The organism is Gallaecimonas mangrovi, assembly GCF_003367375.1.
Taxonomy (GTDB): domain Bacteria; phylum Pseudomonadota; class Gammaproteobacteria; order Enterobacterales; family Gallaecimonadaceae; genus Gallaecimonas; species Gallaecimonas mangrovi.
Map to the genome: position 1 here is coordinate 1,667,529 of NZ_CP031416.1, position 16,613 is coordinate 1,684,141.

General features: G+C 52.5%; 16 protein-coding genes. 9 read left to right on the forward strand and 7 right to left on the reverse strand.

What is annotated here, in order from left to right; all coding sequences use genetic code 11:
* The first annotated feature begins 23 nt into the window (after window positions 1-23).
* A complete protein-coding gene (locus tag DW350_RS07945) occupies window positions 24-374 on the forward strand; it encodes an antitoxin Xre-like helix-turn-helix domain-containing protein (RefSeq protein ID WP_115718351.1) in 351 nt (116 codons plus the stop codon).
* Entirely contained in the window at window positions 374-1,081 is a 708-nt protein-coding gene (locus tag DW350_RS07950; protein WP_115718352.1) for an RES family NAD+ phosphorylase, read from the forward strand. The genes DW350_RS07945 and DW350_RS07950 overlap by 1 nt, the downstream gene beginning before the upstream one ends.
* Window positions 1,082-1,103: 22 nt before the next feature.
* Here the strand turns inward: DW350_RS07950 and DW350_RS07955 are convergent, their stop codons facing one another.
* Window positions 1,104-2,840, reverse strand: a complete 1,737-nt coding sequence (locus DW350_RS07955) for a M1 family metallopeptidase (RefSeq protein ID WP_115718353.1) — start codon at window positions 2,838-2,840, stop codon at window positions 1,104-1,106.
* A gap of 201 nt (window positions 2,841-3,041) precedes the next feature.
* Between DW350_RS07955 and DW350_RS07960 the strand changes: the two genes are divergently transcribed.
* The gene (locus DW350_RS07960) at window positions 3,042-4,232 is read left to right on the forward strand and encodes an MFS transporter (RefSeq protein WP_115718354.1); all 1,191 of its coding nucleotides are present in this window, start codon (window positions 3,042-3,044) and stop codon (window positions 4,230-4,232) included.
* Here the strand turns inward: DW350_RS07960 and DW350_RS07965 are convergent.
* Window positions 4,209-4,688: a putative 4-hydroxy-4-methyl-2-oxoglutarate aldolase gene (locus tag DW350_RS07965; RefSeq protein ID WP_115718355.1), complete on the reverse strand. Its 480-nt coding sequence runs from the start codon at window positions 4,686-4,688 to the stop codon at window positions 4,209-4,211. The genes DW350_RS07960 and DW350_RS07965 overlap by 24 nt on opposite strands.
* Before the next feature lie 162 nt (window positions 4,689-4,850).
* Between DW350_RS07965 and DW350_RS07970 the strand changes: the two genes are divergently transcribed.
* On the forward strand, window positions 4,851-5,675 hold the full coding sequence (locus DW350_RS07970; RefSeq protein WP_115718356.1) for a DNA ligase: 825 nt from the start codon (window positions 4,851-4,853) through the stop codon (window positions 5,673-5,675).
* A gap of 51 nt (window positions 5,676-5,726) precedes the next feature.
* Here the strand turns inward: DW350_RS07970 and DW350_RS07975 are convergent, their stop codons facing one another.
* A complete protein-coding gene (locus tag DW350_RS07975) occupies window positions 5,727-5,936 on the reverse strand; it encodes a cold-shock protein (protein ID WP_115718357.1) in 210 nt (69 codons plus the stop codon).
* A gap of 261 nt (window positions 5,937-6,197) precedes the next feature.
* Here DW350_RS07975 and DW350_RS07980 point away from each other — a divergent pair, with 261 nt between their 5' ends.
* Window positions 6,198-6,902, forward strand: coding sequence for a DUF3581 family protein (locus DW350_RS07980; protein ID WP_115718358.1), 705 nt, complete (start codon window positions 6,198-6,200; stop codon window positions 6,900-6,902).
* A gap of 29 nt (window positions 6,903-6,931) precedes the next feature.
* Here DW350_RS07980 and DW350_RS07985 read toward each other — a convergent pair whose 3' ends face one another.
* Both DW350_RS07985 and DW350_RS07990 read right to left on the reverse strand, forming a co-directional pair.
* Entirely contained in the window at window positions 6,932-7,423 is a 492-nt protein-coding gene (locus tag DW350_RS07985; protein WP_115718359.1) for a DUF1543 domain-containing protein, read from the reverse strand.
* Window positions 7,424-7,476: 53 nt separating this feature from the next.
* Complete coding sequence (locus DW350_RS07990; protein ID WP_115720592.1) at window positions 7,477-8,415, reverse strand: LysR family transcriptional regulator; 939 nt, start codon at window positions 8,413-8,415, stop codon at window positions 7,477-7,479.
* Between the two features lie 103 nt (window positions 8,416-8,518).
* Between DW350_RS07990 and DW350_RS07995 the strand changes: the two genes are divergently transcribed.
* Together DW350_RS07995 and DW350_RS08000 are read left to right on the forward strand one after the other, a co-directional pair.
* On the forward strand, window positions 8,519-9,727 hold the full coding sequence (locus DW350_RS07995; protein ID WP_115718360.1) for an efflux RND transporter periplasmic adaptor subunit: 1,209 nt from the start codon (window positions 8,519-8,521) through the stop codon (window positions 9,725-9,727).
* Window positions 9,728-9,737: 10 nt separating this feature from the next.
* Window positions 9,738-12,896 carry an efflux RND transporter permease subunit gene (locus tag DW350_RS08000; protein ID WP_115718361.1) on the forward strand — a complete coding sequence of 1,053 codons (3,159 nt, stop codon included), beginning with the start codon at window positions 9,738-9,740 and terminating at the stop codon, window positions 12,894-12,896.
* Window positions 12,897-12,936: 40 nt separating this feature from the next.
* Here DW350_RS08000 and DW350_RS08005 read toward each other — a convergent pair whose 3' ends face one another.
* Together DW350_RS08005 and DW350_RS08010 are read right to left on the reverse strand one after the other, a co-directional pair.
* A complete protein-coding gene (locus tag DW350_RS08005; RefSeq protein ID WP_115718362.1) occupies window positions 12,937-13,920 on the reverse strand; it encodes a CobW family GTP-binding protein in 984 nt (327 codons plus the stop codon).
* On the reverse strand, window positions 13,917-14,216 hold the full coding sequence (locus DW350_RS08010; protein WP_115718363.1) for a DUF440 family protein: 300 nt from the start codon (window positions 14,214-14,216) through the stop codon (window positions 13,917-13,919). The genes DW350_RS08005 and DW350_RS08010 overlap by 4 nt, the downstream gene beginning before the upstream one ends.
* A 281-nt stretch (window positions 14,217-14,497) precedes the next feature.
* On the opposite strand from DW350_RS08010, the gene DW350_RS08015 reads away from it, so the two are divergent.
* Entirely contained in the window at window positions 14,498-14,950 is a 453-nt protein-coding gene (locus DW350_RS08015) for a Fur family transcriptional regulator (protein ID WP_192954853.1), read from the forward strand.
* A gap of 97 nt (window positions 14,951-15,047) precedes the next feature.
* Window positions 15,048-16,598, forward strand: coding sequence for a methyl-accepting chemotaxis protein (locus tag DW350_RS08020; protein WP_115718365.1), 1,551 nt, complete (start codon window positions 15,048-15,050; stop codon window positions 16,596-16,598).
* The last annotated feature ends 15 nt before the right edge of the window (window positions 16,599-16,613 follow it).

The window sequence follows — 16,613 nt, forward strand, 5'->3', positions numbered from 1 at the left end:
TCAAAAGGATGCAGGAGACAGTCATGCAAGCGGTTGCTCAGCTCGACCCGAAAAGCGTACTTAGTAAAGCCGTATTGAATGCCGGTAAAGACTTGGGGTTAACCCAGGTTGAAATTGGCACTGTGATTGGCCGTAACCGAACGCGCTTGCGAGACGGTATTGAACCTGCCAGCAAAGAAGGCGAACTGGCGCTGCTGTTAGTGCGCCTTCATCGCAGCCTGTTTGCACTTACCGGCGGCCAAAGTGCGGATATGAAGCACTTTATGGTGACCCATAATCATCTAAGCCAAGGGGTGCCGAAAGAGCAGGTTGCATCGGTGCAAGGTTTGGTAAAGTTGGTGAACTTGCTTGATGGCCTTAGGGGCAAAATTTAATGCACGCTATCCAAGGAATGGGCTGGCGTTTAGTGGAATCGCAAGAACAAGTTGCCACATCACAATTGGTTGATAGTCTGGCCGAGCAGCAATTGCTGGAAGACTTACTCGATTACGCCAAGCCGCCACGACTACCCGGTACTGAAAGTCTGCATTACTTACTGGCCACACCTTTTCGTTACCCGCCGCTGCGCTGGGGCTCCCGTTTTGGTCGCCCTCACGAACCTAGCCTGTTTTATGGTGGTAAAACCATCAATGTTACCCTGACCGAAGGGGCTTACTACCGGCTGGTTTTTTATCATTCCATGGCCACGCCGCCACCTGGTGAGCTGCTTCGCACCCAGCACAGCCTGTTTGCCTTTTATTACCGCACCGAGCTAGGTGAAAAGTTACAAGACCGGCCTGAGCAAGAGGCGCTAACTGACCCTGCTGATTATCGCTATTGCCAGCAATTGGGTAGCGAGCTTCGCCAGCTAGGTGTTGAGGCCTTTGAATACCGCTCAGCGCGTTGCCCCGACCAAGAGCTTAATGTGGCGCTGTTTACGCCAAAGGCGCTATTAAGTAAAAGGCCGCGCCGACAAACGCGCTGGCTATGTGAAGTTGGCCCCCATGGCGTGAGCTTTCTTGGCGGTGAGGGCAATGACTTATATCTGTTCCCACTCGAGATGTTTTGGCACAACGGTCAGTTACCGATGCCAGCTGAATAAAAAAGGCCCCAAGGGGCCTTTTTTATTTGTCGGATTGTTTGGCTTTTTTCTTCGCCTGCGCCTTGTCTTTTTGCGCCTTTTTCCAAGCCTGGTAAACGGCAAAATGCGGCTCGTCTTTTAGCACCTTGGAGTGAGGGTCTAGCTGAATACGCTCGGCATTTCCCACTGTTAACTGGCCGCGACCGCCGGGCATTTTAACGGTGTGCACAGCACCGTCGACCATCACCTCTACCGGCATTGGGAACGGGTGCGCCGTTTGCCGCCAAGCAAGATACAAGGTATTGCCCTCGCGGTGGCTGGCAAGCGCAGGCAGTTTTGCCTGGTACAGGTAGGCATCAAAGAACCACTGCATATTTTGGCCGCTGAGTTTATTAACGATGCTAATAAACTCTTTACCGGTGCCATAGCGCGGTTTGAAGTGGCCAGGCTCCGGGGTTTGGGTGCCGTAAACCAGTTCACGCAGGGCGTTAAAAAACACCTTGTCGCCTAAATAGCCCCTGAGGGTGTGCAGCAACATGGCGCCTTTGGCGTAAATATCTTGGCCGGGGCCGCGTTTTTCATCATAAACCCCTTCTTCGGTTTGCGAGTGGCCAGACACCAGGGGCCTGATGTTCTTGATGCCTGCCCGAATAGGATAAAGCTGGGCATCATAAGCCATATCTCCCCACAGATATTGGGCGTAGAGTGGCTGCATGTAGGTGGCAAACCCTTCGTGCAACCAAAAGTCGTCCCAGTCGACATTGGTTAATTGGTTGCCGAACCATTCGTGGGCTAATTCGTGTTGCAGCAGGCTGTCGTAGCCAAAGATGCTTTGGGCATAATCGTTGCCATAAGCGTTAATCGTTTGGTGTTCCATCCCTTTGTGTGGGGTGTGTACCACGCCCATTTTTTCATTGGCAAAGGGGTAGGGGCCAATCATCTGTTCAAAAAAGCCAAGCTGTTTTGGAAACTCTTTAAATAGCACTTCAGCCTGTTTTTGCTCGCCCTTGAGATACCAGAAATCCATGGGGTAACTATTGCCAAAACGGCTGCGGTAAGTGGCTTGCAGTTTTTGATAAGGGCCAATGTTAAGGGCAATGGCATAGGTGTTGGGGTGAGCAACCTGCCAGTGGTAGGTGCGCCAACCGTCTTTTTCGGTCACGCCGAGAAAGACGCCATTGCTTGGGGCCACCAGCGGGGCAGGAACAGTAATAAAGAGTTCGGCAACGTCTGGCTCGCCGGTGGGCTGGTCGATGCAGGGCCAGAAAATATCGCACCCTTCACCTTGTACGGCGGTGGCTATCCACGGCTGGCCGTCCGGGGTGTGTGACCAAACAAAGCCGCCATCCCAGGGGGCATGTTTTGCCACATGTGGCTTGCCGGCGTAATCAACGCCAATGTCAAAGGCTTCGCCTTTGGCGACGGTGGCAGGAAGATGAATGCGTAATCGCCCGTCTGGGTTTTGCCAGCGCGCTTTGGGGAGCGGTATACCGTTTAGGCTGACGGCGTTAATGGCAAAGGCCGGGTCTAAATCCACCGACATACTGTTTAGGGCGGCTTTGGCAGTGAAGGTTAATACGGCATGGCCCTCTAGCGCTTTTTGCTGGGGCAATATTTTCCAATGCAGTTCGGCTTTGGCGAAATGCAGGTCTTTTTGGCTCTGTGGCATCACGCCGCCTGACTCTTTGGTCAGTGGCGCCAGTGCTGTGGGTTTGGGCGTTTGCGCCTGTTGAGCACAGCCCGTTGCCAACAGCACTAACATAAAGGTTAATTTTTTCATAAAGCTACACCAAGTAAGCAATATCTTATCAATACGCTGTTATCAAGTTGTAACCAATGGCGCTAGTCCCGTTGTAATAGCCATCAGGCTTGAATGAACAAAATCGAGATGTTTTAAAGCACCGTTCAGCTTGTCACAAAATTGGCACTGTCGAGGGCTGCCCTTTCCCTTTACAATGCGCAGCCCGTTGAAGGAGTCGTTATGAGCCGCAGTTCTGCAACCGCAGTGATTTTCGTTGGTTTTTTCCTGCTGGGAATGGTGTTCATTCTTTGGGGCATTTTGTTACCCGACATGGCCCATTCACTGGCAATGAGTGAAGTGGTCAGTGGTGCCTTTTTCACCCTGATCTCCATGGGCATGATTGTCGGTGCCTTTATCGGCGGCAAGTATGTTCAAAAGTTTGATTTCTTATCACTGTTCTCGGTGTTGGCGGTGATCGTCACCGTACTGCTGCTGTTGCTGTCTTTTGTGCACTACTGGTTGTACTTACTGATAGGGGCCTTTTTGCTGGGCATCGTCAGCTCCAGCATGTTCACCATTGGCCATACCTTGATTGCCAGGCTGCATGTGGCAAAACGTTCGGCAATGATGGGGCTAATGGATTTTATGTTTAGCCTGGGCACACTGGCGGCGCCTTTTTACGTATCCGGCCTGTATGCACTCGACCACACCTGGCGGTGGCCACTGCGGGTGTTGGCCGTTGGCCTTGTCTTTTTGGCTGTCTTTGCCTGGCGCACCGCGCAGAAAGGCAAAAAGTTGGCCCCTATCGGTGAAGCCAAGAATAAAGAAAGCCTTTCCTATGGCGATGTCATAAAAAAGCCGGTGTTTTTGTTTTTGGCGCTAGCAGGGGTTGGCTATGGGGCCGTGGAATTTGGTAACGGCAACTGGTTTGTCAGTTATGCGCAAAATGGCCGCGGTTTTGACGGTGATAAAGCCCGTTTTATCTTTGCCTTTTTTACCGCCGGAATGGTGCTAAGCCGGTTAGGTTTCTCCATCTTCTTGCGCTGGTTTAGCAATCACCGGCTGATGGTGATCTTGGCCAGTATTATGACGGTTGGCGCCTTTACCATTAAGCTCACCAGCGACCCTTATATTATGTCTTTTGGCAACTTCCTGGTCGGCCTTGGCTTGGGAGGGCTGTTCCCATTGATGCTGTCAGCAGCGATGGATATCGACAGTGACAAGGGGCCGCTGTTGTCCGGTATTTGTGTGATTGGCTCATCAACCGGTGTGCAAATGGCGTCTTTTGGTACCGGCCTTTGGGCCAACTACGCGCCATTGGCAACGGCGTTTTGGACCATTCCGTTAGGCGCCAGTTGGTTGTGGCTGATGGCCTTTCGCTACAGCCGCGAATTAAAAAAACGCCAATCAGTTGAGGGCGCTGTCGCTTAAAATAATGCCGTTTTTATCGGCATAGAGCCATTGGCCTGGGTAGATGTTGGCACCTGCGCACCTAAGCGTAACGCCAGTGTCGCCCAGGCCTTTTCGCTCTGTTTTAAAAGGGGTTACCCCCAGCGCTTTTACCCCTAAATCCAGCGTGGCAATTTCACCCGCGTCACGAATGGCACCGAAAATAACCACCCCGGCCCAGCCGTTGTCCACCGCGCTTTTCGCGATAAGATCGCCCATTAGCGCTTTTTTCAGGGAATTGCCGCCATCCACAACCAACACTTTGCCTTGGCCGGGGCTGGCCAGCAGTTCTTTAACGCGTGAGTTGTCCTCAAAGCATTTCACCGTGACCACCTGGCCCCAGAAAATGGCTTTACCGCCTAAATCCTGCATCGGGGTTTCAACCCACTCCAAGCCTTCGGGGTGGGCATCACAAAGGTCGGGCAGTAAGTCGAGCATGTTGCCTCCTAAATGCAATAACTGATAAGACCTGTTACACCATAATCTTCCAGCAAGGCCATCTCAATAGTTAAGCGCCGAGCTGTGGCTGGTATTTCACGTTGCTTTGGGGCATTTGCTGAGCTTTAGTTAAGAGGCGCTCTGTATCAAAGGACTGAACAGATGAAAGCCTTCTTATCACTTTTACTAATGCTGGTTTTTGGCAATGCCAGTGCTGAACAACCACTACTGGCAAACCATTACCATGGCGGTATTGATGTCAGCCAGTATTGGGTCAGTGAAAAACTCGATGGTGTGCGTGGCCGCTGGAATGGCCAGCAACTGCTAACCAAAACGGGTAACCCCATTGCGGCGCCCAAATGGTTCACCGAGCCCCTTCCCAAGACGCCACTGGACGGTGAACTTTGGATTGGCCGCGGCCAATTCAGCCAGGTTGCCGCCATTGTCCTTGATAGCCATCCGAATGACGCCGCTTGGCGGCGCGTGCATTACATGCTGTTTGATATGCCCCAAGCAAGCGGGGACTTTTCTGCGCGGCTAAAAACCATGCAAGCCTTGGTACTGAAACTAAAACTGCCTTGGGTTGAGGTTATTCCCCAGCAGCGGCTGGCAAACGATAAAGCACTTCAGCAACAACTGGATAAGGTGACCCAAGCCGGTGGTGAGGGGCTAATGCTGCACCGGGCCGATGCCCTTTATTACCATGGCCGCAGCAATGATTTGTTAAAACTGAAAAAGACCGACGACATGGAAGGCACGGTGCTGGCCATAGAACCAGGCAAGGGCAAATACCAAGGCATGATGGGTTCTTTACTTATCGAACTTGATAACGGTATTCGCTTTAAGCTTGGCGGCGGCTTTAGTGACCATGACCGGGCACATCCACCAAAGGTGGGCGACAGGGTGACCTTTTCTTTTAATGGCTATACCAAAAACGGCAAGCCGCGTTTTGCCCGATTTTTACGGGTGCGGCCCAATGGCGCCTAAAACAACACCGGCGCCAAAAAGGCGCCGGGAATACAAGCGTCAGGCAGGCCCTCAAACTGGGGTCACGTTTTCCGCTTGCGGGCCTTTCTGACCCTGGGTAACTACCATGGTCACTTTCTGGCCCTCAGACAGGGTGCGGCGACCGCTACCATTGATGGCACTGAAGTGTACGAATACGTCTTTACCGCCTTCTTGCTCAATGAACCCGAAACCCTTCTCGTCATTGAACCACTTGACGGTACCTTGCACTTGATTTGACATGACTCTTTATTCCGATTGGCGGCCGGCAGGCCGGCTTGTATACAAACCCAAGAAAAAACAATACATTCCTCAGGGTAAGCATGGTCCTTTCCATACTTGAATCCCATCATGTCGTTATCTGTTCAGAAAGTAAACTAGCTAAATGTATAAGATTGACGTCAACTGTCATTAGTGGTCCAACCTTCTATCTGGCTAGACCATGTTAGGCCTCGTTACGGGGTAGACTTAAGGTAGTTTAGGAAGAGGTTTAAAACTAAGCCTATGTTTTTGAAAGATTACCATCAGGAAATAGCAGACGGGTTTGCATTTAGCCGCGCTCAGGCCAGCCGTTTTGCCAAAGGGGTTGCTGCTGATTTCAATCCCATACACGACGAAGACGCCAAGCGTTTTTGTGTACCCGGTGATTTGCTGTTTGCCATGCTGGTTAGTCGTATTGGCTTGCATCAAAAGATGTGTTGCACCTTCTCCGGCATGGTCGGCGGTGATGTGGCGCTGCACCTAGAGTGCCAGCAACAACATGCCCGTATTGTTGATGCTGCTGGCAAAGAATATCTGGATATGGCGTTTGCTGGCGATAAAAACCCAGACAAAGCGCTTATCGAAACCTTGGTTAAACGCTATGTGCGGTTTTCCGGGCAGAATTTTCCGCCCATTTTATTGCCATTGATGAAAGACAAAGCGGTAATGGTGAACCCGGCCCGGCCGTTGGTGATGTACCAAAGCATGGCCATTGATCTGAAATCCGTTGCCCTTGACGATCCGCAAATTGAGTTTTCTGGTGCCGATCTTGATGTTGAAGGCCGCCGCGGTAACGCCCGTTTACGCTTTGATTTTGTTGATAACGGCCAGGTTGTTGGCTGTGGCGAGAAATTGATGGTGTTGTCGGGGCTAGTGCCTTACGACCAAACCGAAATGGATAAAATGGTGGCGTTTTATTACGAGCGAAAAAACAGTTACGCCGCCTGACAAAAACGCCGCATTGCGGCGTTTTTTCGTTACAGCAGAATGTAATCGGATTGCTGCAAGATACCGTTGTGTGAGCCTTCCTTTAGCTGAATAAAACGCCCTTCAATACAATCGATGGGAATGCAGTCGTCAACGTCCAGCAAGGCGTCGGTATGGGGTTTGTCCCATTGCCTATTGTATTGGTTTTTGCCTTTTTGCTTGGCTTCGGCCTTGTCTTTGGCAACCACCAGCAGGTATTGGTGCGCTTCGCCAAAATCGCCGTCTTGGTAGCCGCCTAAGTTGATGAAAAACAGCCTGGGTTCGCCAACGGCCGGGGCACTGCTCGATAAGGTAATTTGGTATTGGTCGACCCCATCAACCGCCATCCATGAATCAATATGCAAGCCTTTAGGGCTGCCAAACCATTGGCTTTTAAGCTGCTCGAAGGTTTCCTCGAACGATTTTGCTACCGCAAACACCACATCATGTACTTCGATTTTGGCATTGGCATGTCGTCCACCCAGCATTACCACGTATAACATCCGCGTACTCCTTGGTTAGGCTTGGGCATGGTAATGCATGGCCGGTATTTTTGTCAGCCTGCCAATAAGCATTCGGGCAGCGGATTTTCAGTACGCAGTTTTTGGGAAATATCGCCAATGGCTTCACGCAACCAGCGGTGCGCCGGGTTACGGTCGTTGCGCTCATGCCAAAGCAGTGAAATGGGTTTTTTGGGAAGATCAACGGGCGGTTTGGTGACCCAAAGGTCGCCACATTGGCTGTATTCAAAAATGGCCGCATAGGGCAGGGTGGAAATGAGGTTGCTGTTGGCCAGTAACTTGGGCACCACAGAAAAATGGTTGGTGGTCATGGCAACCCGGCGGCTGAGGTTACAGTCGGCAAGCAGGCAATCAACAAGGCCGCGGCTTTCACCGGCCAGTGACACCATTAGGTGGTCGGCACTAATGTAGTCATCCAAAGATAACGGCTTATGGGCCAAAGGATGATGGTTGCCCATGCTGGTGGCATAGTAAGAATCAAATAAATGCATGAACCGCAGCTGCGGCGCCATGTTGGGCACTGGCTGGGCAATCACAAAGTCCACTTCAGCATTAAGTAGCATTGACTGCATGTTATCCAGGGTAAAAGGCACCGCCGCGATATCAACGCCAGTGGCTTCTTTTTCAATGCGTTGGCGAAGTCTGCCCCAATAAAGATCCACCACCACATCAAAAACCCCCAAGCGAAAGCTGTAGCGGTCTTGGTCGGGAACAAAGGGCTCTGGGTCAACGGCGTTACGAATGGTCTGTAACTGTTGCCGGGTTTGTTCCCAAAGGCCTTTTGCAAAAGGGGTGGGGATAATGCCGCGGCCTTCTTTGATGAAAATGGGGTCGCCAAAGCTCACCCGCATGCGCGAAACCGCGTTGGATACGGCAGGTTGCGTCATGGCCAGCACGCTGGCGGCCCGAGACACCGACCCTTCACGCATAATGGCGTCAAAGATCACCAGCAAATTCAGATCCAACTGCTTCATATCATCACCAATATGAATGTTTAACATTCAATATATAAATTAGACGGCGTAATTGTGCGACCAGAGAATAGTGACGTCAATCACGAATCCTTTGGAGCTCTTCATGTCGTCTCCCTCACGACTGATGTTAACCAGTTTGTTGTTACTGGCCGGTTGTTCCCCCCAGGCACAAACAGCGGCAACAAAGCCGCAACCGCCGGTGGTCACGGTGGCAAAAGTCATCAAAAAGCCCATTAACGAGTGGGACCAATACACCGGCCGTTTGCAGGCGCCGCAGCAAGTGAACATTCGGCCCAGGGTGTCGGGTTACATCGACAAGGTGGCCTTTAGTGAAGGCAGCTTGGTGAAAAAGGGCGATTTATTGTTCCAAATCGACCCTCGCCCTTATGCGGCAGAAGTAGCGCGCTTGCAAGCTCAGCTGCAAAGCGCCCAGGTGCAAGCCAAGCAGGCCAGCGCCGAGGCCAACCGTGCTAAGCATCTTAAAAACAGCGCCATGAGCGCCGAGCAAGCCGATGCCCGTGAATCGGCGGCGCAAACGGCTATTGCCACGGTAAAAGCCACTGCGGCGGCGCTAGAGGCTGCCAAACTCAGCCTTGAATTTACCGATATACGCGCGCCGGTGGCAGGGCGGGTGTCTCGGGCCTATATCACCGCCGGTAACTTGGTAACCGCAGGCTCAAGCCTACTGACGACCCTGGTGTCAACCCAGGCCATTTACGCCTATTTTGATGCCGACGAGCAGCGTTTTATTGAATACAGCCAGCGGGCGAGAGACGGCCTGCGCCAAGGCACACGCGACCCTGACCAAGTGGTGATGATGGGGCTGGCGGGCAGCAATAATTACCCCTTTATTGGCCATATCGATTTTGTCGACAACCAAATTAATGCCCAAACCGGCACTATCCGCGCCAGAGCCGTTTTTGATAACCACGATGGTTTGCTCACCCCTGGCATGTTTGCCCGCATTCGCTGGGCGTCGAGCAAGATGCACCCGGCGTTGCTGATAAAAGACGTTGCGGTCGGTACCGACCTGGGTAAGAAGTACGTGTTGGTGATGGACGCCAAACACCAGCTTAGCTACCGCAACGTAACCTTGGGGCCGCGTTTAGACAGTGGCTTGCGAGTGGTTACCCAGGGGCTGACTGATGCTGACACTATCGTCGTCAATGGCCTGCAACGGGTGCGCCCTGGTGTCACCGTTACCCCCGAAACCGAACCGATGGCAAGCCCAGCGCAATTGCAGCAATTAGCCCGCAGCAATGGCCCGCAAATACTTCCCGGCGCCGCAACGCCATTGACCGCTGCCCGTTGAGGAGTTCTGAGTGAATTTTTCCGCCTTTTTTATTAAGCGGCCCATCTTTGCCGGTGTGCTGTCGATTATTTTGCTGATCGCAGGTTTACTGGCGGTATTTAAACTGCCTATTAGCGAATACCCGGAAGTGGTGCCTCCGACGGTGGTGGTTACGGCTAACTACCCGGGCGCTAACCCTAAAGTGATTGGCGAAACCGTTGCCACGCCGCTGGAGCAGGCCATCAACGGTGTCGAAGGCATGTTGTATATGTCGTCGCAGTCCACCTCTGATGGCCGCATGACCTTAACCGTTACCTTCGCCCTTGGCACCAATTTAAATGATGCCCAGGTTGAGGTGCAAAACCGGGTGGCCCAGGCACTGCCAAAATTGCCAGAAGACGTGCAGCGCCAGGGGGTTGTCGCGCAAAAATCCTCCCCCGATCTGACCATGGTGGTGCATTTAACCTCACCCGATAACCGCTACAACATGTTGTATTTGTCCAACTATGCACTGCTGAATGTTAAAGATCAGCTCGCGCGCTTAAACGGGGTAGGGGATGTACGGCTGTTTGGTGCCGGTGAGTATTCGATGCGGGTATGGCTTGACCCGAACAAGTTAGCGGCGCGTAACCTCACCGCCTCTGACGTTGTTGATGCCATTCGTGCTCAGAACACGCAGGTTGCGGCGGGTTCACTGGGCGGGCCGCCAGATGCCAATCATTCCGATTTTCAGTTGCTGATCAATGTCAAAGGGCGTCTGGCTGACGAAAAAGAGTTTGCCAATATCGTGGTGCATGTTGGTGACGACGGGCAGATCACCCGTATCAAAGACATTGGCCATGTGGCGCTTGGGGCTGACTCTTATGCCTTGCGCTCCTTGCTTGATAACAAGCAAGCGGTTGCGATGCCCATTTTTCAGCGCCCCGGTTCCAATGCCATCGACCTTTCTAATGAAGTGCGGGCCAAGATGGCCGAGCTGAAGAAGAAATTTCCGCAAGGCATGGACTACTCCATTGTCTACGACCCAACGGTGTTTGTACGCGACTCCATCAAAGCAGTGGCCCACACCCTGCTGGAAGCCATTGTGCTGGTGGTGTTGGTGGTTATTTTATTCCTGCAAACCTGGCGGGCGTCGATAATCCCGCTGGTGGCGGTGCCGGTGTCTTTGGTTGGCACCTTTGCGGTGATGTACCTCTTTGGCTTTTCCCTTAACGCCTTGTCGCTCTTTGGCATGGTGCTGGCTATCGGCATTGTGGTGGATGACGCCATCGTGGTGGTGGAAAACGTTGAGCGCAACATTGCGCTGGGTAAAACACCGATAGAGGCTACCAAGCAGGCCATGACCGAGGTTACCGGCCCCATTATTGCCACCGCCTTGGTGTTGGCTGCGGTGTTTGTACCAACCGCCTTTATCTCAGGTTTAACCGGGCAGTTTTATCGCCAGTTTGCGCTAACCATTGCCATATCAACCTTTATCTCTGCCTTTAACTCCCTGACCTTAAGCCCGGCGTTAGCGGCCTTGTTGCTAAAAGGCCATGACGCCCCCAAAGACCGCCTAACCAGGCTACTCGATTGGCTGCTGGGGTCTTGGCTGTTTAGGCCCTTTAACCGCTTTTTTAACCGGGCGGCAGACGGCTATGTGTTTGGGGTTCGCAAATTGGTGCGTGGCAGCGCCATTACCTTGGTGCTTTATGGTGGCTTGCTGGCACTGACCGGTTTGAGCTTTCACCATGTTCCCAGTGGCTTTGTGCCCAGCCAAGACAAGCAATATTTGGTGTCTTTTGCCCAGCTACCGGATGCAGCAACCCTTGATAGAACCGATGCGGTTATTCGCAAAATGAGCGAAATTGCCCTCAAGCACCCAGGGGTTGAGCACGCGGTAGCCTTCCCGGGGTTATCGATTAACGGCTTTACCAATAGCACCAATAGCGGCGTGCTTTTTGTCACCCTCAAACCCTTTGATGAGCGCAAAAGCCCGGCGTTGTCGGCCAATGCGATTGCCGCTGACCTTAACCGCGAATTTTCGAAAATCCAGGAAGCTTATACCGCTATTTTCCCACCACCACCGGTGATGGGCTTGGGCACCATTGGCGGCTTTAGGCTGCAGGTGGAAGACAAAAACAGCCTGGGCTATGAAGCGCTTTATCAGCAAACCCAAAAGGTCATTCAAAAGGCGTGGCAGAACCCGGCGCTCACCGGAATATTCTCTAGCTTTCAAGTGAGTGTGCCGCAGCTGAATGTGGATGTAGACCGCGAGAAGGCCATGGTGCAAGGGGTATCGCTGCCGTCGATTTTCGATACTTTGCAGATTTACTTAGGGTCGTTATATGTGAATGACTTCAACCGCTTTGGCCGCACCTTTCAGGTGAATGCCCAGGCCGGCCCCGAGTTTCGGCAAGACCCGCAGCAGATACGCCTCTTTAAGGTACGCAACCGTGATGGTGACATGGTGCCGTTGGGGAGTTTTGTCACCCTGACCCAAAGCTCGGGCCCCGACCGGGTGATGCATTACAATGGTTATCCCACCGCTGAAATTAATGCCGCCCCGGCGCCGGGTTACAGCACCGGGCAAGCGCAGGCCGCCATTACACGCATCTTGAACCAGAGTTTGCCCAATGGCATGACCTATGAGTGGACCGAACTGACCTATCAGCAAATTCTGGCCGGTAACACCAGTTATATCGTGTTCCCATTGGTCATCATTCTGGTGCTGTTAGTGTTGGCGGCGCTTTATGAAAGCTGGTCTTTACCACTGGCGATTATTCTTATCGTGCCGATGACCCTGCTCAGCGCCATGGTTGGGGTGATGCTCAAGGGCAGTGACAACAACATTTTCACCCAAATTGGCTTGATTGTGTTGGTAGGGCTTGCCTGTAAGAACGCCATCTTGATTGTGGAGTTTGCCAAAGAGCAAGAAGAGCTTTACGGCAAAAGTATTGTTGATGCGGTGCTGGAAGCCTGCCGGCTGCGGCTTCGCCCCATTCTGATGACATCCATGGCCTTTATCATGGGGGTAGTGCCGTTGGTACTGTCTACCGGTGCGGGCAGTGAAATGCGCCAAGCCATGGGCACGGCGGTTTTTGCCGGCATGATTGGGGTGACATTCTTTGGTTTGTTGCTGACCCCGGTATTTTACGTGGTAATACGCCGCATGGTGGCGCGGCGACGGGCCAAAAAACAGAACGCATGACGCCTCTGGCGTTTTTTGCCGGCCTTTATGGCCGGCTTTTTTATGGCAAAAGGGCGGCTTTTAAACCGGCCTCTAAAAAGTCGCCGTCTAGCTGTTCGTGGTCAATTAGCTCAATTTTGCTATCGCTATCGATGTCGATCTCGGTGATTGCCAAAGCGCCATCGACGGCGTTAAAGGCCATCATGCCTTTTTCGGTCATCATGACTGCTTTTAACCGCAACACGTCGCAGGCGCTGAGTAAAAACCACAATTCGCGAAAATCAAAGCGCGTTTTCGGAGCAAACAAAAAGCCCAGGCTATGCATGCCGTCTTGGTGCTGCTCGCGGCGAATAAAGTGCTGGCCTTGTGGCACGTGCAATGTAGCCGGTAACACCGTATCAACGGCCTGTTGCTGCGCTTTAATCAACTTTTGCGCCGCCGGTCGCGGTGGGGTTTGTAACAGGCTGACAGGCACTTGCCCTTGGCTCAGCCAACAACGTTTTTCGGTTAAACCTAAGGCATCGGCCTTGGCGTACGCGGCTGTCTGTTGCGGGCAATTGGCCAGGTCTGTTTTGTTAAACACCAATACATCGGCCAGGGCCAACTGTTGGCGATAGGTATCATGGCTGAGGTAGCGATTGTCAAACAGCGACTGGGGGTTTACCAAGGTTAGGGTAGCGCCCATGGCCAACACCCCTTGGTATTGGCTGGCACAGAGCTGCTCAAGCAGTGAGGCCGGATGGCCAAGGCCGGTTGGCTCAATCAGCAATACATCCAGTTGCTGCTCTCGCAGTAATTGATTCAAAGCCACCTGCATGGGCAGGCCTTGGGCGCAGCAAATACAGCCACCGGGGACTTCGCGAATGGCAGCGCCACTGGCACTTAACAGGGCGCCATCAATACCCACTTCGCCAAACTCGTTAACCAGCACGGCCCATTTTTGTCCGTCTGGCTTATTGGCAAGTAAATTGAGAATGGTGGTGGTTTTTCCGGTACCGAGAAAGCCGGTAATAATGTGGGTTTTGGTCGGGATTTGAAACTTCATGACTTCCAATGAAAATGCGGCGGCCGGCTGCCATCAAGGGCGAGCAGAATACGGCAGTGAATAATATCAAAGTCGTCTTTTTCGTCCAAAAGCCCGACCTGGATCTCAGTGAAATTATCCGTGGTAAAAGGACCGCCAAGGGTGAGCATCCAATCAGCACCGGGGATCACCGCATCAACGGCACCGCGCTCTTCAAACTCCAGCGTAATATCAACCAGATCCTCGGCACTGAGGTGGTCGGCAGCCTTGGTTAGGAAAAGTTCGTAACCCCAGTCAATTGCATCGTCGATAGACATAGCGGCTCCTGTTGCGAAGGCCGCTATTGTCGCGCAATTTTTCGCCCTTGTGCAGGGCTTTATTGGATATTTGAAAAAACAGCCTTCCATGGCTGACGACGTCCTGCACCAGGGAGTACGGTGTGTGATTGAAACTAACGGTGTTAGTGGTTATTCAACAGGGCAGGAAGCGAATAGCTTTGTATGTAAATGCTTGATCTGACGTTTAATATTGGTTCCAGTTGTATGACTCTGCCTTTACACCGATAATGGCGGCCCAACACTTATACAGTGCGGACGCTATGAACAGCCATACCCAGCAATTACTTATTGAAGCCGAGCAGCGCTGCCGCCAATCTGGCCGGCAATGGACTTCTCAGCGCGCTGATGTGCTCAGTGTGTTGGCCGACTGCCGTGGTCCCGTTACCGCTTATGAATTGCTGGATGCCATTAAAGCTGTGCACCCTAATCCGAAGCCGGCCACTGTTTACCGGGCCTTGGAGTTTTTCATGGAATTGGGGCTTGTTCATAAACTGGATTCGGCCAACCGCTTCGTGCTTTGCAGCCACCAGCATGAGCATCACCACCGTGCGCAATTTCTTATCTGTGATAGCTGCGGTCATGTTGATGAAGTGCCTGTGCCTGGTAACTTATTGAAATTGCTTGAATCTGAAGCCGACAAGCTAGGCTTTACCATGGCCGACAAAGGTCTGGAGATCCACGGTAAGTGCCGGGATTGCACAAAACAGCATTGAGAAATTTTTTCGCTGTCATTACGCTTACGTAAACGGATTATAAATAACCGCGCTTTGCTGCCGATAGGGCAGTATGGCGAGACGTAAGAGTCATAACATGCGAACAAACCTGCCTGTTACTGGCCGCGAACGCACCTTTAGTTCGGAGCGGCGGCTAGTGTCTATTACCGATCTTAACGGGATCATTACCTACAGTAATCCCGATTTTGTTGAGATAAGCGGTTACAGCAAAGCCGAGCTGGAAGGTCAGCCGCACAATATTGTGCGCCATCCCGACATGCCCGCTGCTGCTTTCGAAAACATGTGGGCGCACTTAAAGGCCGGTAAACCATGGATGGGGCTGGTGAAAAACCGCTGTAAAAACGGTGACCACTACTGGGTGCAGGCTTATATCACGCCGATCACCGACCAAGGTCGAGTCGTGGGGTACGAATCGGTGCGTAGCTGCCCCAGTCGCGATGACATCAGCCGCGCTGAAGCCCTCTATTTGCTGATCAATAAAGGCAAAAAAGCCAGTCTTAAAAAAATTGAACCGCAATTGGTGGGTATTGCCCTTGGGGCGCTGGTTATGGCGCTTTTTTACGCCCTTGGCTGGCGGCTCGCGGCTGAGCTGTGGGTTATGGCAGCCTTTGCGGTATATGGCATTTGGAGCCGCATTAAACGCAATACCATCTTTGCCAGTTTAAGCGCCTTACTCCCTAAAGCCTTTAGTGACGAACTGGCGGTAAAAGCCTTTACCGATAATAGTGACCAGCTTGGGGTGCTAAAGGTGAAAATCTTATCGACCAAAGCCCACTTAGACATGGTGATGACCCGTATTGATGGCGCCGCGAATGAGGTGTCGGCGAACGCCGATGAAGGCTTAGCGCAAACTGAAAAAGTGGTTGGCCAAATAGCAAGGCAGCAGCGGGAAACCGAACGGGTGGCAACGGCCATGCAGCAGATGACCACCACCATTGCAGAAGTCTCAGGCCATGTGCAGGCCACCGCCGACAAAGCCGAATCGGCCAGACAGCTGGCGTCACATGGGCGCGATATTGCCAGCCAAACCCGGCAAGCAATTGAAAAGCTAAAGCTAACCGTTGACGGTATAGGCCAGTCGGTGCAGAGCTTGTCTGATGAAACCCACAGCATTGCCCAGGCCGCCATGCTTATCGAGCAAATTGCTGAGCAAACCAATTTGCTAGCTCTTAATGCCGCCATTGAGGCGGCAAGAGCGGGAGAGCAGGGCCGCGGTTTTGCGGTGGTGGCCGATGAAGTTAGGCAGTTAGCCGGGCGTACCCAACAATCGACCCAGCAAATTCACCATATTATTGACAGCCTGACCCGCCAGGCGGGTAAAGCGGTTGAGGTAGTGGGCGTGGGCAAAGAGGACGCAGAACATGGCCAGCAGCAGGTGCGTGAAGCCGAACAAATGCTGGAAGGTATCTTCGGTGAGGTTGGCACCATCGCCCATATGTCGATACAAATGGCCGCTGCGGTAGAGCAACAAGCGCAGGTCGCGGAAGAAGTGAATCAGCAAGTTGTAACCATTGCCAGTCTTGCGGGCAACAGCGCCTTACAAACCGAGGCGGCGGCCAATAACGTCAAGCAATTAAGTGGTGTTTCGCAGCAGCTTCAGGAAATGGTTAGCCGCTTTCGGCACTGATAAAAAAGCCCGGCT

Bases quoted from the DNA above. Each gene is read 5' to 3' on its own strand.
- DW350_RS07960 (WP_115718354.1), top strand. From the start codon at position 3,042: ATGAGCCGCAGTTCTGCAACCGCAGTGATTTTCGTTGGTTTTTTCCTG.
- DW350_RS07965 (WP_115718355.1), bottom strand. From the start codon at position 4,688: ATGCTCGACTTACTGCCCGACCTTTGTGATGCCCACCCCGAAGGCTTG.
- DW350_RS07955 (WP_115718353.1), bottom strand. From the start codon at position 2,840: ATGAAAAAATTAACCTTTATGTTAGTGCTGTTGGCAACGGGCTGTGCT.
- DW350_RS07980 (WP_115718358.1), top strand. From the start codon at position 6,198: ATGTTTTTGAAAGATTACCATCAGGAAATAGCAGACGGGTTTGCATTT.
- DW350_RS07970 (WP_115718356.1), top strand. From the start codon at position 4,851: ATGAAAGCCTTCTTATCACTTTTACTAATGCTGGTTTTTGGCAATGCC.
- DW350_RS08010 (WP_115718363.1), bottom strand. From the start codon at position 14,216: ATGTCTATCGACGATGCAATTGACTGGGGTTACGAACTTTTCCTAACC.
- DW350_RS07975 (WP_115718357.1), bottom strand. From the start codon at position 5,936: ATGTCAAATCAAGTGCAAGGTACCGTCAAGTGGTTCAATGACGAGAAG.
- DW350_RS07945 (WP_115718351.1), top strand. From the start codon at position 24: ATGCAAGCGGTTGCTCAGCTCGACCCGAAAAGCGTACTTAGTAAAGCC.
- DW350_RS08020 (WP_115718365.1), top strand. From the start codon at position 15,048: ATGCGAACAAACCTGCCTGTTACTGGCCGCGAACGCACCTTTAGTTCG.
- DW350_RS07985 (WP_115718359.1), bottom strand. From the start codon at position 7,423: ATGTTATACGTGGTAATGCTGGGTGGACGACATGCCAATGCCAAAATC.
- DW350_RS07995 (WP_115718360.1), top strand. From the start codon at position 8,519: ATGTCGTCTCCCTCACGACTGATGTTAACCAGTTTGTTGTTACTGGCC.
- DW350_RS07950 (WP_115718352.1), top strand. From the start codon at position 374: ATGCACGCTATCCAAGGAATGGGCTGGCGTTTAGTGGAATCGCAAGAA.
- DW350_RS07990 (WP_115720592.1), bottom strand. From the start codon at position 8,415: ATGAAGCAGTTGGATCTGAATTTGCTGGTGATCTTTGACGCCATTATG.
- DW350_RS08005 (WP_115718362.1), bottom strand. From the start codon at position 13,920: ATGAAGTTTCAAATCCCGACCAAAACCCACATTATTACCGGCTTTCTC.
- DW350_RS08015 (WP_192954853.1), top strand. From the start codon at position 14,498: ATGAACAGCCATACCCAGCAATTACTTATTGAAGCCGAGCAGCGCTGC.